Here is an 18,305-nt window from a genome sequence, read left to right on the forward strand (position 1 = left end):
AAAGTAAACTTATGAACAAAACAGATTTGATCACCAACATTGCTACCAAGAGCGGCCTGACCAAGAAAGATGTAGAATCCGTACTGAACAGCTTCCTCGGCGAAGTAACCGATGCGCTCTCTTCCGGTGATAAAGTGCAATTGATCGGTTTCGGCACTTTCGAAACCCGCAAGCGTTCCGGCCGTACCGGACGTAACCCGCAAACAGGCAATACGATTACGATTCCAGAATCCAATGTTCCGGCATTCAAGGCGGGGAATAAGCTTAAAGAAGCAGTAAAATAATGCGGCTTGATAAATTTCTCAAGCTTTCCCGATTGATCAAACGCCGCACCGTGGCGAAGGATGTGTCCGATCAAGGACGTGTCTGGATCAATGGGAGAGACGCCAAACCCAGCAGCACCGTAAAAGTCGGAGACGAACTCTCGATTCAATTTGGCCAGAAGAAAGTCACCATTCGGGTGGAAGCCTTGACCGAGTCAACTCGCAAAGATGATGCTGCCGGGATGTATACCCTGCTTAAGGAAGAGCCGTTCCAGCCTCAATAAGTCATTGAAGTCTCCGATTCTCGGAGGCTTTTTTGTTGATAAGAAGTATAAGTTTTTCTAAATTTATCTTGCTTCGCATCAACCTTGACAAACGCGCTCGTCTTTTAGGACGGCGTAACCGTTTATCCTTGGTTCTAAATTTCATCGTCCCCCCATATGGTATTTGTAGAACAAGGAGGGGACATGCCATGATCGAGCCGATGAAAACCAAACGCCAGGAAATCAAGATGCTGAATCGCAGGCTCTTGGAAATTTCCGGGGTTTTGAATGTAGAGAGCTTTGACAGCGAGGAGTTTCTTCTGGAGACCGAATGCGGCTTTTTGATGATTAAGGGGATGAATTTGCACATTAAAAACTTGAGCCTGGAACAAGGCTTGGTCGCCATTGAAGGAACCGTGAATGATCTTTCCTATGCGGATGAGCATTCCCAGGAGAAGTCCAAGGGATTCTTGGGCAAGCTGTTCAAGTGACCTTACACATTCAGTTTTTCACTTTATTCACGATGTTCTGCAGCGGACTGGCCTTGGGCGTTTTGTTCGATGTATGTCGTGTTGTTTTCGGGAAATTGAGGCTCCCTCGATACTTGCTGCCCCTTGTAGATGTCATTTATTGGATTGTGGCGACAATCCTTGTTTTTTATGTCTTGATGGTCAGTAATGAAGGCCAGGTTCGAGTATTTGTATTCCTTGGCATAGGGATTGGGATTTGCTTTTATTTTGCATTACTGAGCCATTGGATCATCTGGCTGCTGCTGATTCTGATCCGGGTGCTTATCAGTTTGTATCGATTCGCAAAAAAAATGGTCTACCTGTTTCTAATTAAACCTATTCAGGGTATATACCGTTTATTGGTCATTCTTTTCGGTTTTTTGATCGCTATGACTGTTTTCCTGTACAAAATTGTGTTACAATTACTGTACCCTTTGTGGAGATTATTGCTTTGGATGATACGTCCCTTGATTCGTCCCTTGATTCGTCCCTTGATTCGTCCCTTGATTCGTCCCTTAATGGTGCCCTTGCGAAAGCTTCGTTTATGGCTGACTGGAATGGCCCGCTTCCCGAAGAAGATTTGGGATTTTATTAGAAAGCTATTTTGGAAGTGAAAGTTAGGAGGATTTTCTCATTGAAGCAGTCGGAGGCAACCCCTAATCCTACTAATCGTGGCCATAAAGGCTCCAAACGAAGACTTCGTTTATTGATGATTCTTGTGGTTTGTTTCATGTGTTGGGCAGGTGTAACCGCTTTTACCCAATTCGGAAAGCTTCAAGCCAGAAGCCTGGTTGTCAAGGATCTGAACACACAGTTAGAGGATGCCAAAAAAATTAACGCGGACACGAAGCGGGAAATCACGCGTCTTAATGATAAAGAGTATATTGAACAAAAGATCCGTAAGGATCTGCACTTTACGAAGCCGGGTGAAACCATTTTCTTTACGCCTAAAACAAATCCGTAAACGCCTGCTTTTATCGGGCACTTGTCTTATTGACCTTTGGATTCCCCATCAGTTATAATCGGCGTAGCCAGTCTTTTCAACATTTTAAGGGAGGAACATTTTACTTTATGGCAATTGAAGTAGGCACCAAGTTAGAAGGAAGAGTGACAGGGATTACTCATTTTGGCGCATTCGTTGAGCTATCTGAGGGAGTAACCGGTCTTGTTCACATTTCAGAGATCGCCGACAATTATGTCAAAGACGTGAATGACCATTTGAAGCTGGAAGACAAAGTATTGGTCAAAGTGATAAATGTGGACAAAGATGGAAAAATCGGTTTATCCATCAAGCAGACGGTCGATAAGCCTGTTGAGGAAAGACCTGCTCGACCTGAGCGGCCTGCTGGCAGCAGTTATCAAGGACGTCCGGGCGGTGGAGGAGATCGCGGCGGCTTTTCCGGTGGACGACCAGGCGGCAATAGCGGCGGCGGAGACCGTGGCGGTTTTAATCGCGGCGGAGATCGCGGTGGACGCGGCGGCTTTAAGGCTCAAGGCAACAAGCCTGCAACCTTTGAGGATAAAATGTCCCGCTTTTTGAAAGACAGTGAAGAACGGATTTCATCTCTGAAGAAGAACACCGAGTCCAAACGCGGTGGCAGAGGCGGAAGAAGAGATTAATATATAGGAAATTCGAACCACATTCGCTTCGGCGGGTGTGGTTTTTTACTGTTCTTGGGCACAAGGGGGAGCAATCGACATGGAACTACGGGAATCCACGCCATATCCTCCAAAAAGTTCGCCTGAATCAGACTTTTGGCGGGGAGAACGTCGGGGAGATCATGCACCCTTCAAGGCTTAAGGGGACGTGACAAGGTTGTCGGAAAATTCTTTCTTGACCAAACGCATTGCGACAAACTTTCTGCGGGCTTGTCCCTATAATAAAGAAACACTAAAAGGGAAATGGAAGGTGTTGCCAGATGGGAAGAAGCAGCAAATGGAGGAATATGATAGGAGGGGTCAGGGGGAGAAGCCGAATCTTTGAAAATAGAATGGTACATGCCTTGGTCGCCAAGAAATGGGATCTGCTATTGCTGATTATGGGCTTTTTGCTAGGAAGAGCCATGATTCTGGAGCAGTTATTTCCGTTTGGTCTCGCCTATTTTGGAGTGTTGTATTTCCTGCGCAGAGATCTGGTTCATTGGATCGGGGTCGCTTTATTCGCAGGGAGTCTGCTGGCCGTAACTCATCATACCGGATATTTGATTACGGAAATACTTGTGTATTTATTGATTCAGAAGGCTGTGGAAAAATATGAACGCTCTGAAATCTCTCTGACTCCCTGGCTTGTAGCCATGTCTACCTTTCTAGTGCTCTTATTTGCTGAGCTGATTAAGGCGGAGTTATCCTGGTATTCTCTCATGTTGATCGCCGTAGAGTCTCTATTAAGCTGGGTGCTGACACTCATTTTTATTCAAGCGGTTCCCGTCTTTACCTTAACTCGTAAAAACTACAAATTGAAGAACGAAGAGATCATTTGCTTGATCATCTTGCTTGCCTCGGTGATGACAGGAACGATAGGTTGGCTCATTGGACCTGCGACGATAGAGAATGTCTTGTCCCGCTATATGATTCTATTGTTTGCTTTGGTAGGAGGGGCGCCTTTGGGAGCGTCCGTTGGTGTCATCTCGGGCTTGATTCTCAGCCTCGCGAACGCCAATGCGATTTTTCAGATGAGTTTGCTGGCTTTCTCGGGTATGCTGGCCGGGCTGCTCAAGGAAGGCAATCGGCTTGCTGTAGCTCTTGGATTGCTGCTGGGCTCTGGGATTTTATCCATATATATAGGCAGTCAGGCCGATGTCATTCATTCAATGTGGGAATCTCTTGCTGCAATTACCGCCTTCTTGCTGACTCCGCGCAGCTGGATCCAAACCTTGGCCAAATATGTCCCGGGCACTCAAGAGCATGTAAAGTCGGAGCAAGACTATGCCAAAAGAGTTAGAGATATTACGGCAGGCCGGGTGCAGCAGTTTTCTGAAGTATTTCGCCAGCTCTCCCGCAGCTTTAAGCAGTTGACGGCAGATCATGAGACGAACCGCAAGGAGGACCATGCGCAGCATTTTATTAATGCCGTATCCGATCGGACCTGTGATACGTGTTGGAAAAAGACACAGTGCTGGGATGCCCGATTTTATCAAACGTGCGCTTTCATGACAGACATGATGGATGCAGTTGATCAGAATCCAACGATGACCAAAAAAGAAATTCTTCCCGAGTGGAAAAAAGCATGCATCCGAACAGACCTCGTTCTTGAGGTGATGAAGCAGCAATTCAGCCAATATCATCATGATCAGCATTGGAAAAGACAGATCTTGGATAGTCGTCAGCTCGTAGCCGAGCAGTTATCGGGAGTATCACAGGTGATGGAGGATCTCGCCAAGGAGATCAAGCGTGAAGGCCAGGAAATGTTTCTGCAGGAGGAGCAAATTCGCCATGCGTTGGAGGAATTGGGGCTATCGATTTATAGCATTGATATTGTCAATTTGGATGTTGGCAATGTGGAGATTGAAATCATTCACCCTTATACAAGAGGCTTCGATGAATGCCGTAAAATTATCGCCCCTTTATTAAGCGAAATTCTTGGAGAGAGTGTCGCTGTCAAGAGCGAGGAGATGCTGGCCAAAGGAGAAGGCTACAGCCGGGTCAGCTTTGGTTCGGCTAAGGAATATGAAATCGAGACCGGTGTAGCTGCCGTCGCCAAAGGAGGCGATCTCTTGTCAGGAGACAGCTACAGCATGAAAGAGCTGGGAAACGGCAAGTTTGCTGTAGCCCTTAGCGATGGAATGGGCAATGGCGAGCGGGCACGCGCGGAAAGCTCTACAGCTCTAGATATTCTGCAGCAGCTGCTGCAGTCCGGGATGAGCGAGAAGCTGGCGGTAAAGTCGCTGAACTCGGTCCTGATGCTCCGATCAGCCGATGAAATGTACGCCACCGTGGACATGGCGCTGATTGATCTCTACAATGCTGAGACAACCTTTATGAAAATTGGCTCTTCGCCCAGCTTTATCAAGCGTGGCAGCGAAGTGATTTCTATAACGGCACATAATTTGCCGGTCGGCATTCTCAAGGATATTGATGTGGATCTGGTATCCTCTCAGCTGAAATCGGGGGATATACTGATCATGATGACTGATGGCATCTACGATGCTCCAGGTCACGCCGTCAATAAAGAGATATGGATGAAGAGAATCATCCAGGAGATTGATGTAACACTTCCCCAGGATTTTGCTGAATGTTTGCTGGAGCGCATTTTCCGCTACCAGCGCGGCAAAATTGTCGATGACATGACTGTGGTTGCAGCCAGGGTAGATAAGCGGCAATCTGAATGGGCGACCGTCCGCTGGCCGGGAGTGGCCCGGATGGAGCGTCCCAAGACCGTGAGCTAGTACAATATGTATGACTATTCTCTGATGAATAGAACCTTAACCGGTAAACCGCAATTCAACCATGCCCGGTCAGCAGTGAGAGCAGGAGTGTCAAGCTTCATGGCCAGGGCAAGGCAAGCTCGATCTCCAAGAGAGAGGCCCAATTTGTAAGTATCGGCTTTCAATTGACCAACCCTAAAGGCTTGATCCAAATCAAAATCAACGAATTCCAGCCCCAAACCAACTATGATTTCATGGGCTACATTCTCCGGGATTTCTGCATCGGCGAGTTTACCACTAACCTCGGCGGCATTAATCACGCTCATGACTGCGCCATTTTGTATAGCATCCGCCACAATCGCGCTTCCGGGTTCATTGCCGAGTAACGCCAAGAGGGCGGAAGCATCAACCACAACCGGCTTATTCATAAGCTTCTCCACGCCGTTCTGCAATGAGTTCACCTGAAAGCGAACGGTCTTTCTTTAAATATTGCAGTGTTAGCTGCTGAGCATGCCGTATAGCTTGCTCTTTTGTAAGCAGCCGAAGCTCCCCATTTTCCAATCTGATAATGAGGTCATCTCCAATCTCAACCCCAAGCTGCTTGCGAAATTCCGCAGGTATGACAATGCGGCCTCCTTCGGATATACGCACTTTCTGTTCATGCTCCATGGCGCGTTAAACTCCTCATGTCATTTTTATTTGATACGACATATTAATCATAGCATGACATTTCAATGATTGCATGATATTTTTTCGCTATCTATGAATCTCAGTCCTTGATTAGACTCTCTTTAATTTGGCAAAACTGGAGAAGACGGCTGGTTTAGCCAAGTGCGAAGGGAGGCTTCTATAATGATGAAACAAATCCTGTTAATTACAGACGGCTGCTCCAATGTAGGGGTGAGTCCTGTCATTGCAGCGGCTGAGGCCCATTCTGCGGGAATTACTGTCAACGTGATCGGCGTTATCGATCAGGGAGATCTCGGGCTCCTTGGATCGGAAGAAATTCAAGAAATTGCTTCAGCCGGGGGTGGAATGTCCCGGATTGTGAATACCGGCGAATTGTCCCAAACGGTACAAATGATGACACGCAGGACGGTTTCCCAAACGATACAACATGCCGTCAGTAAAGAGCTTGAACATTTATTCGGGCATAATCAATTGGAGCAGCTGCCGCCGCCGCAGAGGGCCGATGTTGTGCAGGTGATTGATCAAATGAGTGAAACTGCCTCCTTGAGGGTGGCCTTATTAATAGATGCCAGTGCCAGTATGAAGCCCAAGCTCCCTTCCGTCCGTGAAGCCATCCGTGATCTTATGCTAAGCCTTAAGTCGCGCGCGGGTAGGAGCGAGCTTGCAGTTTTTCATTTTCCAGCCTCTGTGAATGGCAATGATGAGCTGGCTATGGATTTGAATTGGACGATGGAACTTGCAAATTTGGACAAGATGCTTTATAAAATAAACATGAAGGGTACGACACCAACGGGGCCGGCTTTGCTTCGCACAGTGCAAATCGTAGCCGGAGAAACTTATTCACAGAATGCCAAGGACGGGATGCTTAGTGACTACGTTGTATGAAAAGGCATTTTCTCCGGGAGCTCGAATTCGCGGCAAATGGAATGGCCGGTTATATATCGTGGAAAGACAATTGGGCGCAGGAGCAAATGGCTTTGTCGTACTCGTGCGAAGAGGCAGGTCGCTTTATGCGTTAAAGGCCGGATTTGAAATGGTTGATCATCAATCCGAAATTAATGTGCTGAGGATCCTGTCTCGTACGGAAACTTCTTTTCGTCATTATTTAATAGATGTGGACGATTTTGTGTTTGAAGGAAAGGGCATACCCTTCAGCGTCATGCGCTATATAGAAGGAGTTACGCTTCCTGCCTTCTTGCAGACTCAGGGCAGCGACTGGATTTATATCATTGGCACCAAGGTTCTGAAAAAGTTGACAGAGCTTCATCGATCCGGATTTATATTCGGAGATTTGAAGCTTGATAATATGCTTGTCTTTGGACATGGCGATGTCGAATTAATAGATTTTGGAGGAGTTACGCGAAAAGGCCACAGCATCAAACAGCTTACGGAGATTTATGATCGAGGCTACTGGGATGCAGGCAATCGTGTCGCGGAAGAGAGCTATGATTTATTTGCATTTGCCGTGCTTATTTTAAATGCGCTTGATGATCAGGATCGTTTTGCCGCCTATCGGCACGCGCTTCCGCAAAACAGGCGGATCGATGAGCTCCATGCTATGATACGAGAGATTCCTCTGGCGACTCCAGTAGCCCCATTTTTAATTAAAGCGCTTCAGGGTCAAATGGTATCCTCTCAGGAAGCTCTTCGCTCATGGAGGACAATGATAGCGCAAAGAAGAGGCAGAGGCCAGCATCTTCCCAAGAAGACGTCTTGGCTGCAGGTGGGTTTAGCAGGTTCCATGCTGCTTTTTGGTGTTACCATATATATATATTGGCCGCATTAGAGCACCTGCTAGATGATTCGCCAATAAGAAAGTCTATTTCGGAGATCCGAAATTGTATACGTTCTTATGTGGTAAGAAAGGGAATCTCCCATGAACTTGCTTGAACAAGTAGAACGGCGAATTAAAGAGCATAAGCTGTTGGCCCAAGGAGATGCTGTAGTTGTTGCTGTATCAGGAGGACCTGATTCTGTAGCACTGCTGCATATCCTTTTTTTGCTTTCTGAGCGCCACGATTGGAAGTTGGCAGCAGCCCATGTCAATCATCAATTTCGCGGGGAAGAGTCTGACTCTGAAGCGGTTTTTGTGGCGAATCTGGCCCAAAAGTGGGGGATTCCATGTGAAGTCGCGAAAATTGATGTACCTGCTTATATAGAGCAAACCTCGCTTAATGCCCAAACCGCCGCGCGTGAGAAACGCTATGAATTTTTACATGCCGTAGCCAGGCAGTATTCGGCTAAAAGCATTGCACTTGCCCATCATGCCGATGATCAGGCGGAGACGATTCTGATGCGTCTGATTCGCGGTACGGGTCCTTCCGGGCTCACCGGAATGCAGGAACTGAGACAAGAAAAAAAAGTGGAACTCATTCGACCCTTTTTACGTATATACAAATCAGACATTGAACAGCATTGCTTGCAGTATGGCCTATCCTTCTGCCGGGACAGCAGTAATGAACTCCGAAAGTATTTTCGCAATCAGATCAGGCTGGATGTCATGCCCTTGCTTCGATCTTATAACGATCAACTGCCGGAGTCGTTAAATCGGCTCGCGGAGATGATGCAGGCCGAGGATGATTATATGGAGAGTGCGGCTCGGCAGTTTTTTACCGAGCAAGTGACCATCGAATCCCGGGGCGTGCTGTTTTCCAGACAGCCATTTGCTCGTCTGCATGTTGCTTTACAAAGGCGATTGATTAAACTAATATTAGACTATCTCGCCTCAGGGGTGGAAAAGATTGACTTTACAAGGGTTGAGCTATTGCGAAATGCCATCCTGCAAGAGCAGACCTCCAATCTGAAATTGGATATCAACGAACACTTTTGCTTGGTCCGGGAATACGATTCGATTCGATTTCAAGCATCTCAGACAGCTGTCGGAGCCTATGCCTACCCGATTGTGCTGGAAGATGCGGAGCTGCGCATACCTGAAGCTGGCATGAAGCTGATTATTAAAGAGTGTGGGAGCAAGGAAATGACCGTCGATGTTTTCCCAGTTTCTACTCCATTAGATTCAGAGGCCTTTTTCGATCTGGATCAGCTTGAGCTTCCGCTTGTGGTGCGAAGCAGGGCTGCAGGAGATCGAATGCAGCCTTACGGTTTAAACGGGACCAAAAAAGTGAAAGATATGTTCATTGATGCCAAGATTCCTCCTAGCCAGCGCGATGCGATCCCCTTGATAGTTGATGCAAAGGGACAGGTACTCTGGATTCCGGGGCTTCGCCATTCCAAGCATGCCCCCGTACATACAGAAACCATGCATGTGCTGCATATGAAGCTGATACCTTATTAGTTGCAGAAATTGTGTTCATTTCGAATGCAAATTTATAAGGTTTCATATTATTGATTTGGGAGGTTCATCCTTGTACAGCGACATTCAAGAAATTCTTTTCAGTGAAGAACAGATTCAAGCCAAGATCAAGGAGCTGGGGGCAAGCCTCTCGCTCGATTATGAAGGACGCAATCCATTGATCATTTGTGTACTAAAAGGGGCTTTTATTTTCATGGCGGACTTGGTAAAAAATATAACGGTTCCGCTTGAAATCGACTTTATGGCCGTCTCCAGCTATGGACAGTCAACCAAATCATCGGGTGTTGTCAAAATCATTAAAGACTTGGATGCTCCCGTCGAGGGCCGCCATGTTCTGATCGTGGAAGACATTATCGACAGCGGATTAACTTTGAGTTACTTGATTGATGTTCTTGAGAGACGCAATGCTTTAACCATATCTGTGGTTGCCTTATTCAATAAGCCGGGCCGCCGAACGACTGAGATTGAGCCGGATTATGAAGGTTATTTGCTTCCGGATGAGTTCGTTGTCGGCTACGGTCTTGACTATGCGGAGAGATACCGCAACCTGCCTTTTGTCGGCATATTGAAGCCGGAGATCTATTCCCACTAGACCTGGTGCATTTGTTGTGATGCTTTCGTTCCCATGTTAGAATAAAAAAAGTGTGCTGTTGGTGAGGAGGCTCGGGATGAACAGAATTATCCGGAATACCGGTTTTTATTTGCTTATTTTCTTGGTGACCGTCGGAATCGTACATTTTATCAGTACTCAAAACGACCAAAAGGATGCCATTACCTACGACAAATTCCGCCAAGCGGTTGAAAGCAAGAATGTGGAGTACGTATCGCTCAAGTTTGACGGGTATACGTATTTGGTGAACGGGAAGTACAAGAACCCCCCAAGCCCGGACAAAAAGAATTTTGTGACGCATGCCCCGTTCGATCCTATGGTAGTTTCATTGATTGAAGCCAATGGGGTCCCTACGGAAGAATATTTGAAAATGGAAGGCGACAGCGTTTGGATCAGCTTCCTTACTTCGATTATCCCGTTCGTGATCATCTTCATCCTCTTCTTCTTCCTGCTCAACCAAGCGCAGGGCGGCGGCGGCAAAGTGATGAACTTTGGCAAGAGCCGAGCCCGCTTATATAATGAAGAAAAGAAGCGGGTCACCTTTGAAGATGTGGCCGGTGCGGATGAAGAGAAGCAGGAATTGGTCGAAGTTGTTGAATTCTTGAAGGATCCGCGGAAATTCGCTGCGGTTGGAGCCAGAATTCCTAAGGGTGTTCTGTTAGTGGGTCCTCCGGGTACCGGTAAAACGCTGCTCGCCAGAGCAGTCGCTGGTGAAGCGGGAGTTCCATTCTTCAGCATCAGCGGTTCCGATTTCGTCGAAATGTTCGTCGGGGTCGGTGCATCCCGCGTGCGTGATCTTTTCGAGAATGCGAAGAAGAACTCGCCTTGTATTATCTTTATAGATGAGATCGACGCAGTCGGCCGTCAACGCGGCGCCGGCTTGGGCGGCGGTCACGACGAGCGCGAACAAACGCTGAACCAGTTGCTCGTGGAGATGGATGGATTCGGCGCTAACGAAGGCATCATCATTGTTGCAGCTACCAACCGTCCGGACATCCTGGATCCGGCGCTGCTCCGTCCAGGCCGTTTCGACCGTCAAATCACGGTCGACCGTCCAGATGTGAAGGGCCGCGAAGCGGTACTGAAAGTACATGCTCGCAACAAACCTTTAGCCAAAGATGTGAAGCTGGATTCACTGTCGCGTTATACAACCGGTTTTACCGGTGCTGATTTGGAAAACCTGCTTAACGAAGCGGCTTTGATTGCTGCGCGCCGCAACCGTAAAGATATTTCAATGAGTGAAGTTGAAGAAGCGTTCGATCGTATCATCGTGGGTACCCAGAAGAAAAGCCGTGTCATTAGTGAATATGAGAAGAAAATTGTCGCATATCATGAATCGGGACACGCAATTATTGGATACTACGCTGAGAATGCGGACATGGTGCATAAAGTGACGATCGTTCCTAGAGGACGCGCCGGCGGTTATGTCATGATGCTTCCTAAAGAAGGCGAAGACCGTATGATGCAAACGAAGAATGAGCTTTTGGATAAGGTGACCGGTCTGCTCGGCGGACGCGTTTCTGAGGAGCTGTACATCGGGCAGATTGGCACCGGGGCTTACAGCGACTTCCAAAAAGCCACAGGGATCGTCCGCCGGATGATCATGGAATACGGCATGAGCGACAAGCTGGGACCTTTGCAATTCGGAAGCAGTCAAGGTCAAGTATTCCTGGGACGTGATATCGGCCATGAGCAGAACTACAGTGATGCGATTGCCTATGAGATCGATCAGGAAATGCAAAGCATAACTCGCGCTTGCTATGAACGCGCTAAAGAAATTCTTACCGCGCATGAAGAACAAGTACATTTGATCGCAAAAACGCTGCTTGAGAAGGAAACACTGGATAAAGATGAAATCATCCTGCTTCTTGAGAAAGGAAGTTTGGATGCATCATCGGATGACGAGGTTAAAGTCAACATCCAAGGTCAGAGCCAAGAGAGTGAAAGCAACAAACTGGAATTCGATAAAGAAAAGGATTCTGAGCCTGATAAAACAGAAGAGTAAATTGTTGTATTGTGTTACTATATCCGGGTACGCCAATGGTGTCCCCGGTTTTTTTGCATTTATACATCATTTGCGCATTGACAGAGGATGATAGGTTGTGTAAATTAGTTGTAAAACTCATTTACAAAAAAGATCTGCGGATCAAATCATATACTGGGAGGTGCTATCGATGGAAGCCTTAGCCATAGAAAGAAAAGCTGAGCAAAATCGCGAGTTGAAGGAGCGTTTGCTTCAGCTGAAGAAAGAGCGAAATGCCATCATTCTGGCTCATTATTATCAAAGAGATGAAATACAGGAAGTCGCTGATTTCCGCGGCGATTCGTTCCTGCTTGCACAAAAAGCGGCACAAACAGATGCCGATGTCATCGTGTTTTGCGGGGTGCATTTTATGGGGGAAAGCGCCAAAATTTTGGCTCCTAATAAGACAGTGATCATTCCCGATGAGCGCGCAGGCTGTCCGATGGCCGACATGGTGAATGTGGAAGGGCTTCGCGCCTTGAAACGCCAGCATCCAAAGGCCACAGTGGTTTCCTACATCAACACATCGGCAGATGTTAAATCGGAGACAGACATATGCTGCACATCGGCTAACGCGGTAAAAGTGATAGAATCTGTTGAGTCCGATGAAATCATTTGGGTACCTGATAAAAATTTGGGCGACTATGTGTCAAAATTCACAAACAAAAAAATGATCATTTGGGAAGGTTATTGCAATACGCATGATATGCTGACGGTTAAGGATGTGGAAGAAATGAAGGCGCAGTACCCCAATGCGCAGTTCGTCGTACACCCGGAATGCCGTCCCGAGGTTGTCCGTTTAGGCGATTTTGTAGGAAGCACAACAGCGATTATCAAATACTGCAAAGAGTCGCCATGCCAGGAATTTATTGTCGGGACAGAGGACGGAACGGGCTATCAGCTTCGTATGGACAGCCCGAATAAGCAGTTCCACTTTGCCACCAAATATCTCGTTTGTCCCAATATGAAGGTCAATAACCTCAAGAAAGTAGTTCGTTGTTTAGAGACAATGCAGCCGGAGATTTACGTTCCTGCAGAAGTAGCAGATAAAGCCAGATTATCTTTAGAGCGCATGTTACAAGTGAAGTAGCGTGCGCTACTCTCTTGTAAAGAACAGGTGAAGCGACATGATTCCCAGATATCTTGTAGATGTGGATCTTACATCTATTCCTCATAAATATACGGATGTTATTGTAATTGGAGCTGGAATTGCGGGTCTTTTCACTGCGATAGTGGCCAGTGAGCATAAGAAAGTATTGATGATTACGAAGAAGTCACTGCTTGACAGCAACACGCAATTCGCGCAGGGAGGAATCGCCGCCGTTATCTCGGATGACGACTCGCCTGACTTCCATATGCAGGATACAATGATTGCGGGTGCAGGCCTCTGTTCGCCCGAAGCGGTAGATGTCCTTGTTCATGAAGGACCGAACGGAGTCAAGGATTTAATTCGCATGGGCACCCAATTCGATTTGGAGAATGGGGTGTTTGCGCTGACCAAGGAAGGAGCTCACAGCCAGCGCCGCATTTTGCATGCGCATGGGGATGCTACAGGTGCTGAAATTGTGAGAGCCTTATCGGAACGTACCAAACTGGATCCGAATATCGAACTCTGGGATGATCACTTTGTCATTGATTTGGTCACCGATGGAGGAGAATGCTACGGCGCTCTGGTGCAAAAGCCGGATGGTCAGAAGGTATTTGTCCGCGGCAATGCCACGATCCTCTGCTCAGGCGGAGCTGGGCAATTATACCGCTATACTACGAACCCGGTCATCGCCACAGGCGACGGGATTGCGATTGCCTACCGGGCAGGAGCACATATCCAGGATGTGGAGTTCATCCAGTTTCACCCGACAGCTCTAAGCTATCCGGGAGCTCCCAGATTTCTGATCTCGGAAGCAGTCCGAGGTGAGGGCGCCTACCTTCGCAATATCAAAGGAGAACGCTTCATGGAGAATTACCATCCTCAACTGGAGCTTGCTCCACGAGATGTGGTTGCCCGAGCGATTGTAACCGAAATGGAAAATACAAAATCAACCTTTGTATATATCGATTTTACGCATGAGTCAGAAGAGTTGATCAGGCATCGTTTTCCGACCATCTATGAGTTTTGCTTAAAATACGGCCTGGATTTAAACACGGACTGGATTCCTGTCGCACCCGCCGCCCATTACATGATGGGCGGTGTGAAGACGGACTTATATGGCGAGACGTCGGTGCACCGGCTTTTTGCCTGCGGAGAAGTATCATCTACCGGTGTACATGGGGCTAATCGATTAGCGAGCAATTCCTTGTCGGAAGCGATTGTTTTCGGCAGAAGGATTATTGAGCGAATTATGAATTTAGCTCCGCAAACCAAAAAGCCTGTCCTGGAATTTGAACGGCCAAGAATAGAAATCGCCAAGCAGGCTATCGTGGAAAAAAAGCTGAAGCTGCAAAAAATCATGCTGCGCTATGTGGGTCTGGTCCGCACGGCCAATGGCTTGCAAAAAGGCCTTGACGAGCTGTCCCGTCAGCTTCCTATTTATGATACTCATATGAGCAAGCGGGAGGAATATGAGTTCGCCAACCTGTTGACCTGCGCCCTCTTGACCACGGAGGCAGCGCTGCGCCGAGAAGAAAGCAGGGGCGGCCACTATCGTGAGGATTTTCCGCAGCGTGATGATCAGCACTGGAAAAAGCACATTGTGTTCAAGCGTGGAGAAGATAGGGTTGAGGAGTGGATTGATCATGTATGACTGGAATGCAGAGCCAATCCGCAAAAGCATCAGGCTTTGGCTGGAAGAAGATATCGGCGGCGGAGATATTACGACAATGACGACGATACCTGAAGATCAACAAGCCAGAGGTATTATCCATGTCAAAGAAGAGGGTATCATTGCCGGTTTGCCTGTTGCAGCCGCGGTATTCGCTGAAATAGATGCAGCGCTCCATTTTGAACCCAAAGTGATCGATGGAACGTCAGTTAAGAAAGGCGACATTCTTGCGATTGTGGAGGGAAGCACACGAAGCATTTTGCTAGGGGAAAGGCTTGCCTTGAATCTAATGCAGCGTTTATCCGGCATAGCCACAAGAACTCGTGAATATGTAGAGGCGCTGGAAGGGCTGCCAACCCGCTTGGTGGACACCAGAAAAACAACCCCCGGCCATCGAATGCTGGAGAAATACGCTGTCCGTGTGGGCGGCGGACATAATCACAGATTTGGTTTGTATGACGCGGTCATGATCAAGGATAATCATATTAAAGGGGCTGGCGGAATCACTCAAGCGATTAAAGCGGCGCGCGCCCAAATTCCCCACACCATGAAAATCGAAGTGGAAGTGGAAAGCTTTGAGCAACTGGAGCAGGCCTTAGCGGCAGGACCTGATATCATTATGCTCGATAATATGAAGCCTCCTGCAATGAAAGAGGCCGTTTTGATAATTAAAGCGAAATCTCCGCATATCGTAGTGGAGGGCTCTGGTTCAGTGACGCTGCAATCGATTAAATCCATGGCCGAATCCGGTATTGATGTTATTTCTGTGGGTAGACTGACCTATTCGGTTACATCCCTTGATATCAGCCTCGATTTGAATGAACGCAAGGAGGCCTCCAAGTGATTCTTGTTGTAGATGTAGGGAATACCAACATCGTGATTGGACTGTACCAGGAACGTACGCTGCTTCATCATTGGAGGGTCAGTACAAACCGGTCTGCTACAGTGGATGAATATGGGATGATGTTCAGAAATCTTTTTGATCATTGCGGCATTATGTTTAGCGAGGTTGAGGGCGTGATGATCTCCTCAGTGGTACCTCCGCTAATGTTTGTAATGGAAAATCTCTGTTTACAATATATAAAGAAGGCACCTTACATTGTAGGTCCAGGCATCAAAACAGGATTGAACGTTCGTGTCGATAACCCCAAAGAAGTGGGAGCGGACCGAATTGTAAATGCTGTAGCTGCCTTAGAACTATATGGCGCTCCTTGTATTGTTGTCGATTTTGGTACGGCCACGACTTATGATTACATAGACCCCTCCGAGCAGTTGGTTGGCTGTGCAATAGCCCCCGGGATTGGAATTTCTACCGAAGCTCTGTATCAAAAAGCAGCCAAGCTGCCCAGAATTGAACTGATTAAACCCAAGAGCGTTGTGGGCCGCAATACGGTAACCGCGATGCAAGCCGGGATTATTTTCGGTTTCGTGGCCCAGGTGGATGGCATCGTTGAGCGTATTCAAGACGAGTTTCAAGTGAGTCCAACGGTCGTTGCAACGGGTGGCTTGGCCGAGCTTATTGCCGGAGAATCCAAGACCATTCAGGTGGTTAATCCTATGTTGACGCTTCAAGGCCTGCAAATGATTTATGAAAAAAACGTCTAACACTATACAACCGGAGGTCAACGCAGCATGGAAGATTATTTGATCCGCGGCACAGCTCTGCAGGGAAAAGTGAGAGCATTTGCTGTCGTGACGACATCCATCACGGAAGAATTGCGGCAAAGGCATGGGACCACGCCAACGACTACCGCAGCTTTAGGCAGAACGGCGGCAGCCGGTTTAATGATGGGCGCAATGCTTAAAGGTGAAGAGCATTTGACGATCCAAATCAACGGAGGCGGACCCATTGGACAAATTGTCGTGGATGCCAATGCCAAAGGTGACGTCAGAGGGTACGTCGATCATCCGGAAGTGGATCTTCCGCTTAATGCTGTAGGCAAGCTCGATGTGGCAGGAGCCGTAGGGACGGATGGCTTCTTATATATTAGCAAGGACCAAGGCATGAAAGAAGCTTACCGGGGAAGTGTGCCGATCGTTTCTGGAGAGATCGCAGAGGACTTTACGTATTATTTTGCCAAATCCGAACAAACGCCTTCGGCCGTAGCCTTAGGGGTTTTGATTGAGGTTGACTATACGGTCAAGGTATCCGGAGGATTTGTGCTTCAATTGCTTCCCGGTTTATCCGATGAGGAGATCACCGAGATCGAGACGATTCTTGCCGGATTGCCATCGATTACTACGCTGCTAAACAGCGGCTTAACCATTGAGCAAGTGCTTTTGGAGATGTTTCCATCGATGCAAATTCTGGAGAAATCGGAGGTGCGTTTCCGCTGTAAATGTTCAAGGGAACGTGTTGAAGCGACTTTAATCAGTCTGGGCAAGGAAGAGTTACAGGAAATATTGGACGATGAGGGTTTCGCCGAGGTGGTCTGCCATTTTTGCAATGAAACTTATAGGTATGACCGAGATGACTTGCAGCGGATGATCGATCCGTCCTCATAAATTTTATCGAGTAAAGTAGGGATCAGCATGCGGAATGTGAAGCGATTATGGGGTATCATCGGCTGTTTAACAGTTGGGATTCTCTTGCTTTCAGCGCTTTTGATCACCCGTTCCTCTCCCAAACCGGATCAGACTCAGCCTCAGCGAACGCAGCCCCCTTCCCAAGTGAAAGAAGACGAGCGAATTGTTGCCAAAATCGGGAATCGTTTGATTACATTTCGGGAGCTTCAAACTGCGCTCATCAGTCAGCATGGATCGGAGCTTTTGAATGTCATGCTGGATCGTGAAGCGTTGCGTGTAGAAGGAGCAGAAGCGGGGATTCAAATAGAGAAAGCGGAAATTGAACGGGAATTAAAACGAATGCAGCAAGGGTATGAAAGTGAAACACAATTTTATCAATCGATGAAAGATCAGCTCGGTATGTCGAGAGATGAGCTGAAGGAGGATGTTCATTACAAGCTGCTTCTCGAGCGTATTGCCACCCAAAATATCCCCATTACCGATAAGCAGGTGGACGATTATATCAAAATACACCCGGATGAATTCAAGTCGGTGATTGAGCTTTCGATTGCGCAAATTATCGTAAGCAGTCGCGAGCAAGCGAACAAAGTCATAGGTGAGTTGAATAAAGGAGCGGATTTTGCCATTTTGGCCAGGGATCGTTCAATTGATGATGTCACCGCGAATCATGGCGGCGATCTGGGCTGGTTGGAAGAAGGAGATCCCTTCATTGCAGAGGAAATCATGAATGCGGCCAAAATGCTCAAGGTCGGAGAGTACAGCAAACCTATAACCGTTCAGCAAGGCTTCGCCATTGTTAAATTGAAGGATCGCCGCACGAAGTCGGATCCGAACCGTTCGTTTATTCGGGATAATGTGAAAAGAGAGCTCGCTTTGCAAAAGGCTCCCCCGCTGAAGGATATTGTGAAGAAGCTTAGGGAAAAATGGAAGGCAGAGATCAAGGACCCGGTTCTGCAATAAAACGCATACATGTTCTAGTTGACAT

Annotated in this window: 20 protein-coding genes; 18 read left to right on the top strand and 2 right to left on the bottom strand. The window is 47.5% G+C overall.

Going from position 1 to position 18,305, the window contains the following annotated elements; all coding sequences use genetic code 11:
• Positions 1 to 11 precede the first annotated feature (11 nt).
• The 7 genes from BLV33_RS18690 (at position 12) to spoIIE (ending at position 5,420) form a co-directional block, all read left to right on the top strand.
• Complete coding sequence (locus BLV33_RS18690; protein WP_090794959.1) at positions 12 to 284, top strand: HU family DNA-binding protein; 273 nt, start codon at positions 12 to 14, stop codon at positions 282 to 284.
• A complete protein-coding gene (locus BLV33_RS18695) occupies positions 284 to 547 on the top strand; it encodes an RNA-binding S4 domain-containing protein (protein WP_090794963.1) in 264 nt (87 codons plus the stop codon). The genes BLV33_RS18690 and BLV33_RS18695 overlap by 1 nt, the downstream gene beginning before the upstream one ends.
• A 188-nt stretch (positions 548 to 735) precedes the next feature.
• Positions 736 to 1,017: a sporulation protein YabP gene (gene yabP, locus BLV33_RS18700; RefSeq protein ID WP_090794966.1), complete on the top strand. Its 282-nt coding sequence runs from the start codon at positions 736 to 738 to the stop codon at positions 1,015 to 1,017.
• Entirely contained in the window at positions 1,014 to 1,649 is a 636-nt protein-coding gene (gene yabQ, locus BLV33_RS18705; RefSeq protein ID WP_090794970.1) for a spore cortex biosynthesis protein YabQ, read from the top strand. Before yabP ends, yabQ begins: the two co-directional genes overlap by 4 nt.
• Before the next feature lie 20 nt (positions 1,650 to 1,669).
• On the top strand, positions 1,670 to 1,999 hold the full coding sequence (locus BLV33_RS18710; protein WP_253187109.1) for an FtsB family cell division protein: 330 nt from the start codon (positions 1,670 to 1,672) through the stop codon (positions 1,997 to 1,999).
• A 107-nt stretch (positions 2,000 to 2,106) separates the two neighbouring features.
• Positions 2,107 to 2,655: a S1 domain-containing RNA-binding protein gene (locus BLV33_RS18715; RefSeq protein ID WP_090794974.1), complete on the top strand. Its 549-nt coding sequence runs from the start codon at positions 2,107 to 2,109 to the stop codon at positions 2,653 to 2,655.
• Between the two features lie 299 nt (positions 2,656 to 2,954).
• Positions 2,955 to 5,420: a stage II sporulation protein E gene (gene spoIIE, locus BLV33_RS18720; protein ID WP_090794977.1), complete on the top strand. Its 2,466-nt coding sequence runs from the start codon at positions 2,955 to 2,957 to the stop codon at positions 5,418 to 5,420.
• A gap of 14 nt (positions 5,421 to 5,434) precedes the next feature.
• Here spoIIE and BLV33_RS18725 read toward each other — a convergent pair whose 3' ends face one another.
• The gene (locus BLV33_RS18725; RefSeq protein WP_090794981.1) at positions 5,435 to 5,827 is read right to left on the bottom strand and encodes a type II toxin-antitoxin system VapC family toxin; all 393 of its coding nucleotides are present in this window, start codon (positions 5,825 to 5,827) and stop codon (positions 5,435 to 5,437) included.
• A complete protein-coding gene (locus BLV33_RS18730) occupies positions 5,820 to 6,068 on the bottom strand; it encodes an AbrB/MazE/SpoVT family DNA-binding domain-containing protein (RefSeq protein ID WP_090794984.1) in 249 nt (82 codons plus the stop codon). The genes BLV33_RS18725 and BLV33_RS18730 overlap by 8 nt, the downstream gene beginning before the upstream one ends.
• 186 nt (positions 6,069 to 6,254) lie before the next feature.
• On the opposite strand from BLV33_RS18730, the gene BLV33_RS18735 reads away from it, so the two are divergent.
• From BLV33_RS18735 to BLV33_RS18785, 11 genes are all read left to right on the top strand, one after another.
• A complete protein-coding gene (locus BLV33_RS18735) occupies positions 6,255 to 6,974 on the top strand; it encodes a vWA domain-containing protein (RefSeq protein ID WP_090799053.1) in 720 nt (239 codons plus the stop codon).
• Positions 6,958 to 7,875 carry a protein kinase domain-containing protein gene (locus tag BLV33_RS18740; RefSeq protein WP_090794987.1) on the top strand — a complete coding sequence of 306 codons (918 nt, stop codon included), beginning with the start codon at positions 6,958 to 6,960 and terminating at the stop codon, positions 7,873 to 7,875. The genes BLV33_RS18735 and BLV33_RS18740 overlap by 17 nt, the downstream gene beginning before the upstream one ends.
• 90 nt (positions 7,876 to 7,965) lie before the next feature.
• On the top strand, positions 7,966 to 9,384 hold the full coding sequence (tilS, locus tag BLV33_RS18745) for a tRNA lysidine(34) synthetase TilS (protein WP_090794991.1): 1,419 nt from the start codon (positions 7,966 to 7,968) through the stop codon (positions 9,382 to 9,384).
• A 70-nt stretch (positions 9,385 to 9,454) separates the two neighbouring features.
• Positions 9,455 to 9,994, top strand: coding sequence for a hypoxanthine phosphoribosyltransferase (hpt, locus tag BLV33_RS18750; RefSeq protein ID WP_090794995.1), 540 nt, complete (start codon positions 9,455 to 9,457; stop codon positions 9,992 to 9,994).
• A 76-nt stretch (positions 9,995 to 10,070) separates the two neighbouring features.
• Positions 10,071 to 12,017 (top strand): ATP-dependent zinc metalloprotease FtsH, encoded by a 1,947-nt coding sequence (gene ftsH / locus BLV33_RS18755; RefSeq protein WP_090795002.1) that lies wholly within the window; start codon positions 10,071 to 10,073, stop codon positions 12,015 to 12,017.
• Positions 12,018 to 12,186: 169 nt separating this feature from the next.
• A complete protein-coding gene (nadA, locus tag BLV33_RS18760; protein ID WP_090795005.1) occupies positions 12,187 to 13,125 on the top strand; it encodes a quinolinate synthase NadA in 939 nt (312 codons plus the stop codon).
• Positions 13,126 to 13,162: 37 nt separating this feature from the next.
• On the top strand, positions 13,163 to 14,776 hold the full coding sequence (nadB, locus tag BLV33_RS18765; RefSeq protein WP_090795008.1) for an L-aspartate oxidase: 1,614 nt from the start codon (positions 13,163 to 13,165) through the stop codon (positions 14,774 to 14,776).
• On the top strand, positions 14,769 to 15,638 hold the full coding sequence (gene nadC, locus BLV33_RS18770) for a carboxylating nicotinate-nucleotide diphosphorylase (protein WP_090795012.1): 870 nt from the start codon (positions 14,769 to 14,771) through the stop codon (positions 15,636 to 15,638). The genes nadB and nadC overlap by 8 nt, the downstream gene beginning before the upstream one ends.
• A complete protein-coding gene (locus BLV33_RS18775) occupies positions 15,635 to 16,399 on the top strand; it encodes a type III pantothenate kinase (RefSeq protein WP_090795015.1) in 765 nt (254 codons plus the stop codon). The genes nadC and BLV33_RS18775 overlap by 4 nt, the downstream gene beginning before the upstream one ends.
• 27 nt (positions 16,400 to 16,426) lie before the next feature.
• Positions 16,427 to 17,299: an Hsp33 family molecular chaperone HslO gene (gene hslO / locus BLV33_RS18780; RefSeq protein WP_090795019.1), complete on the top strand. Its 873-nt coding sequence runs from the start codon at positions 16,427 to 16,429 to the stop codon at positions 17,297 to 17,299.
• A 27-nt stretch (positions 17,300 to 17,326) separates the two neighbouring features.
• On the top strand, positions 17,327 to 18,280 hold the full coding sequence (locus tag BLV33_RS18785; RefSeq protein WP_090795023.1) for a peptidylprolyl isomerase: 954 nt from the start codon (positions 17,327 to 17,329) through the stop codon (positions 18,278 to 18,280).
• Positions 18,281 to 18,305: the final 25 nt, after the last annotated feature.

The organism is Paenibacillus sp. GP183 (genome assembly GCF_900104695.1).
Taxonomy (GTDB): domain Bacteria; phylum Bacillota; class Bacilli; order Paenibacillales; family NBRC-103111; genus Paenibacillus_AI.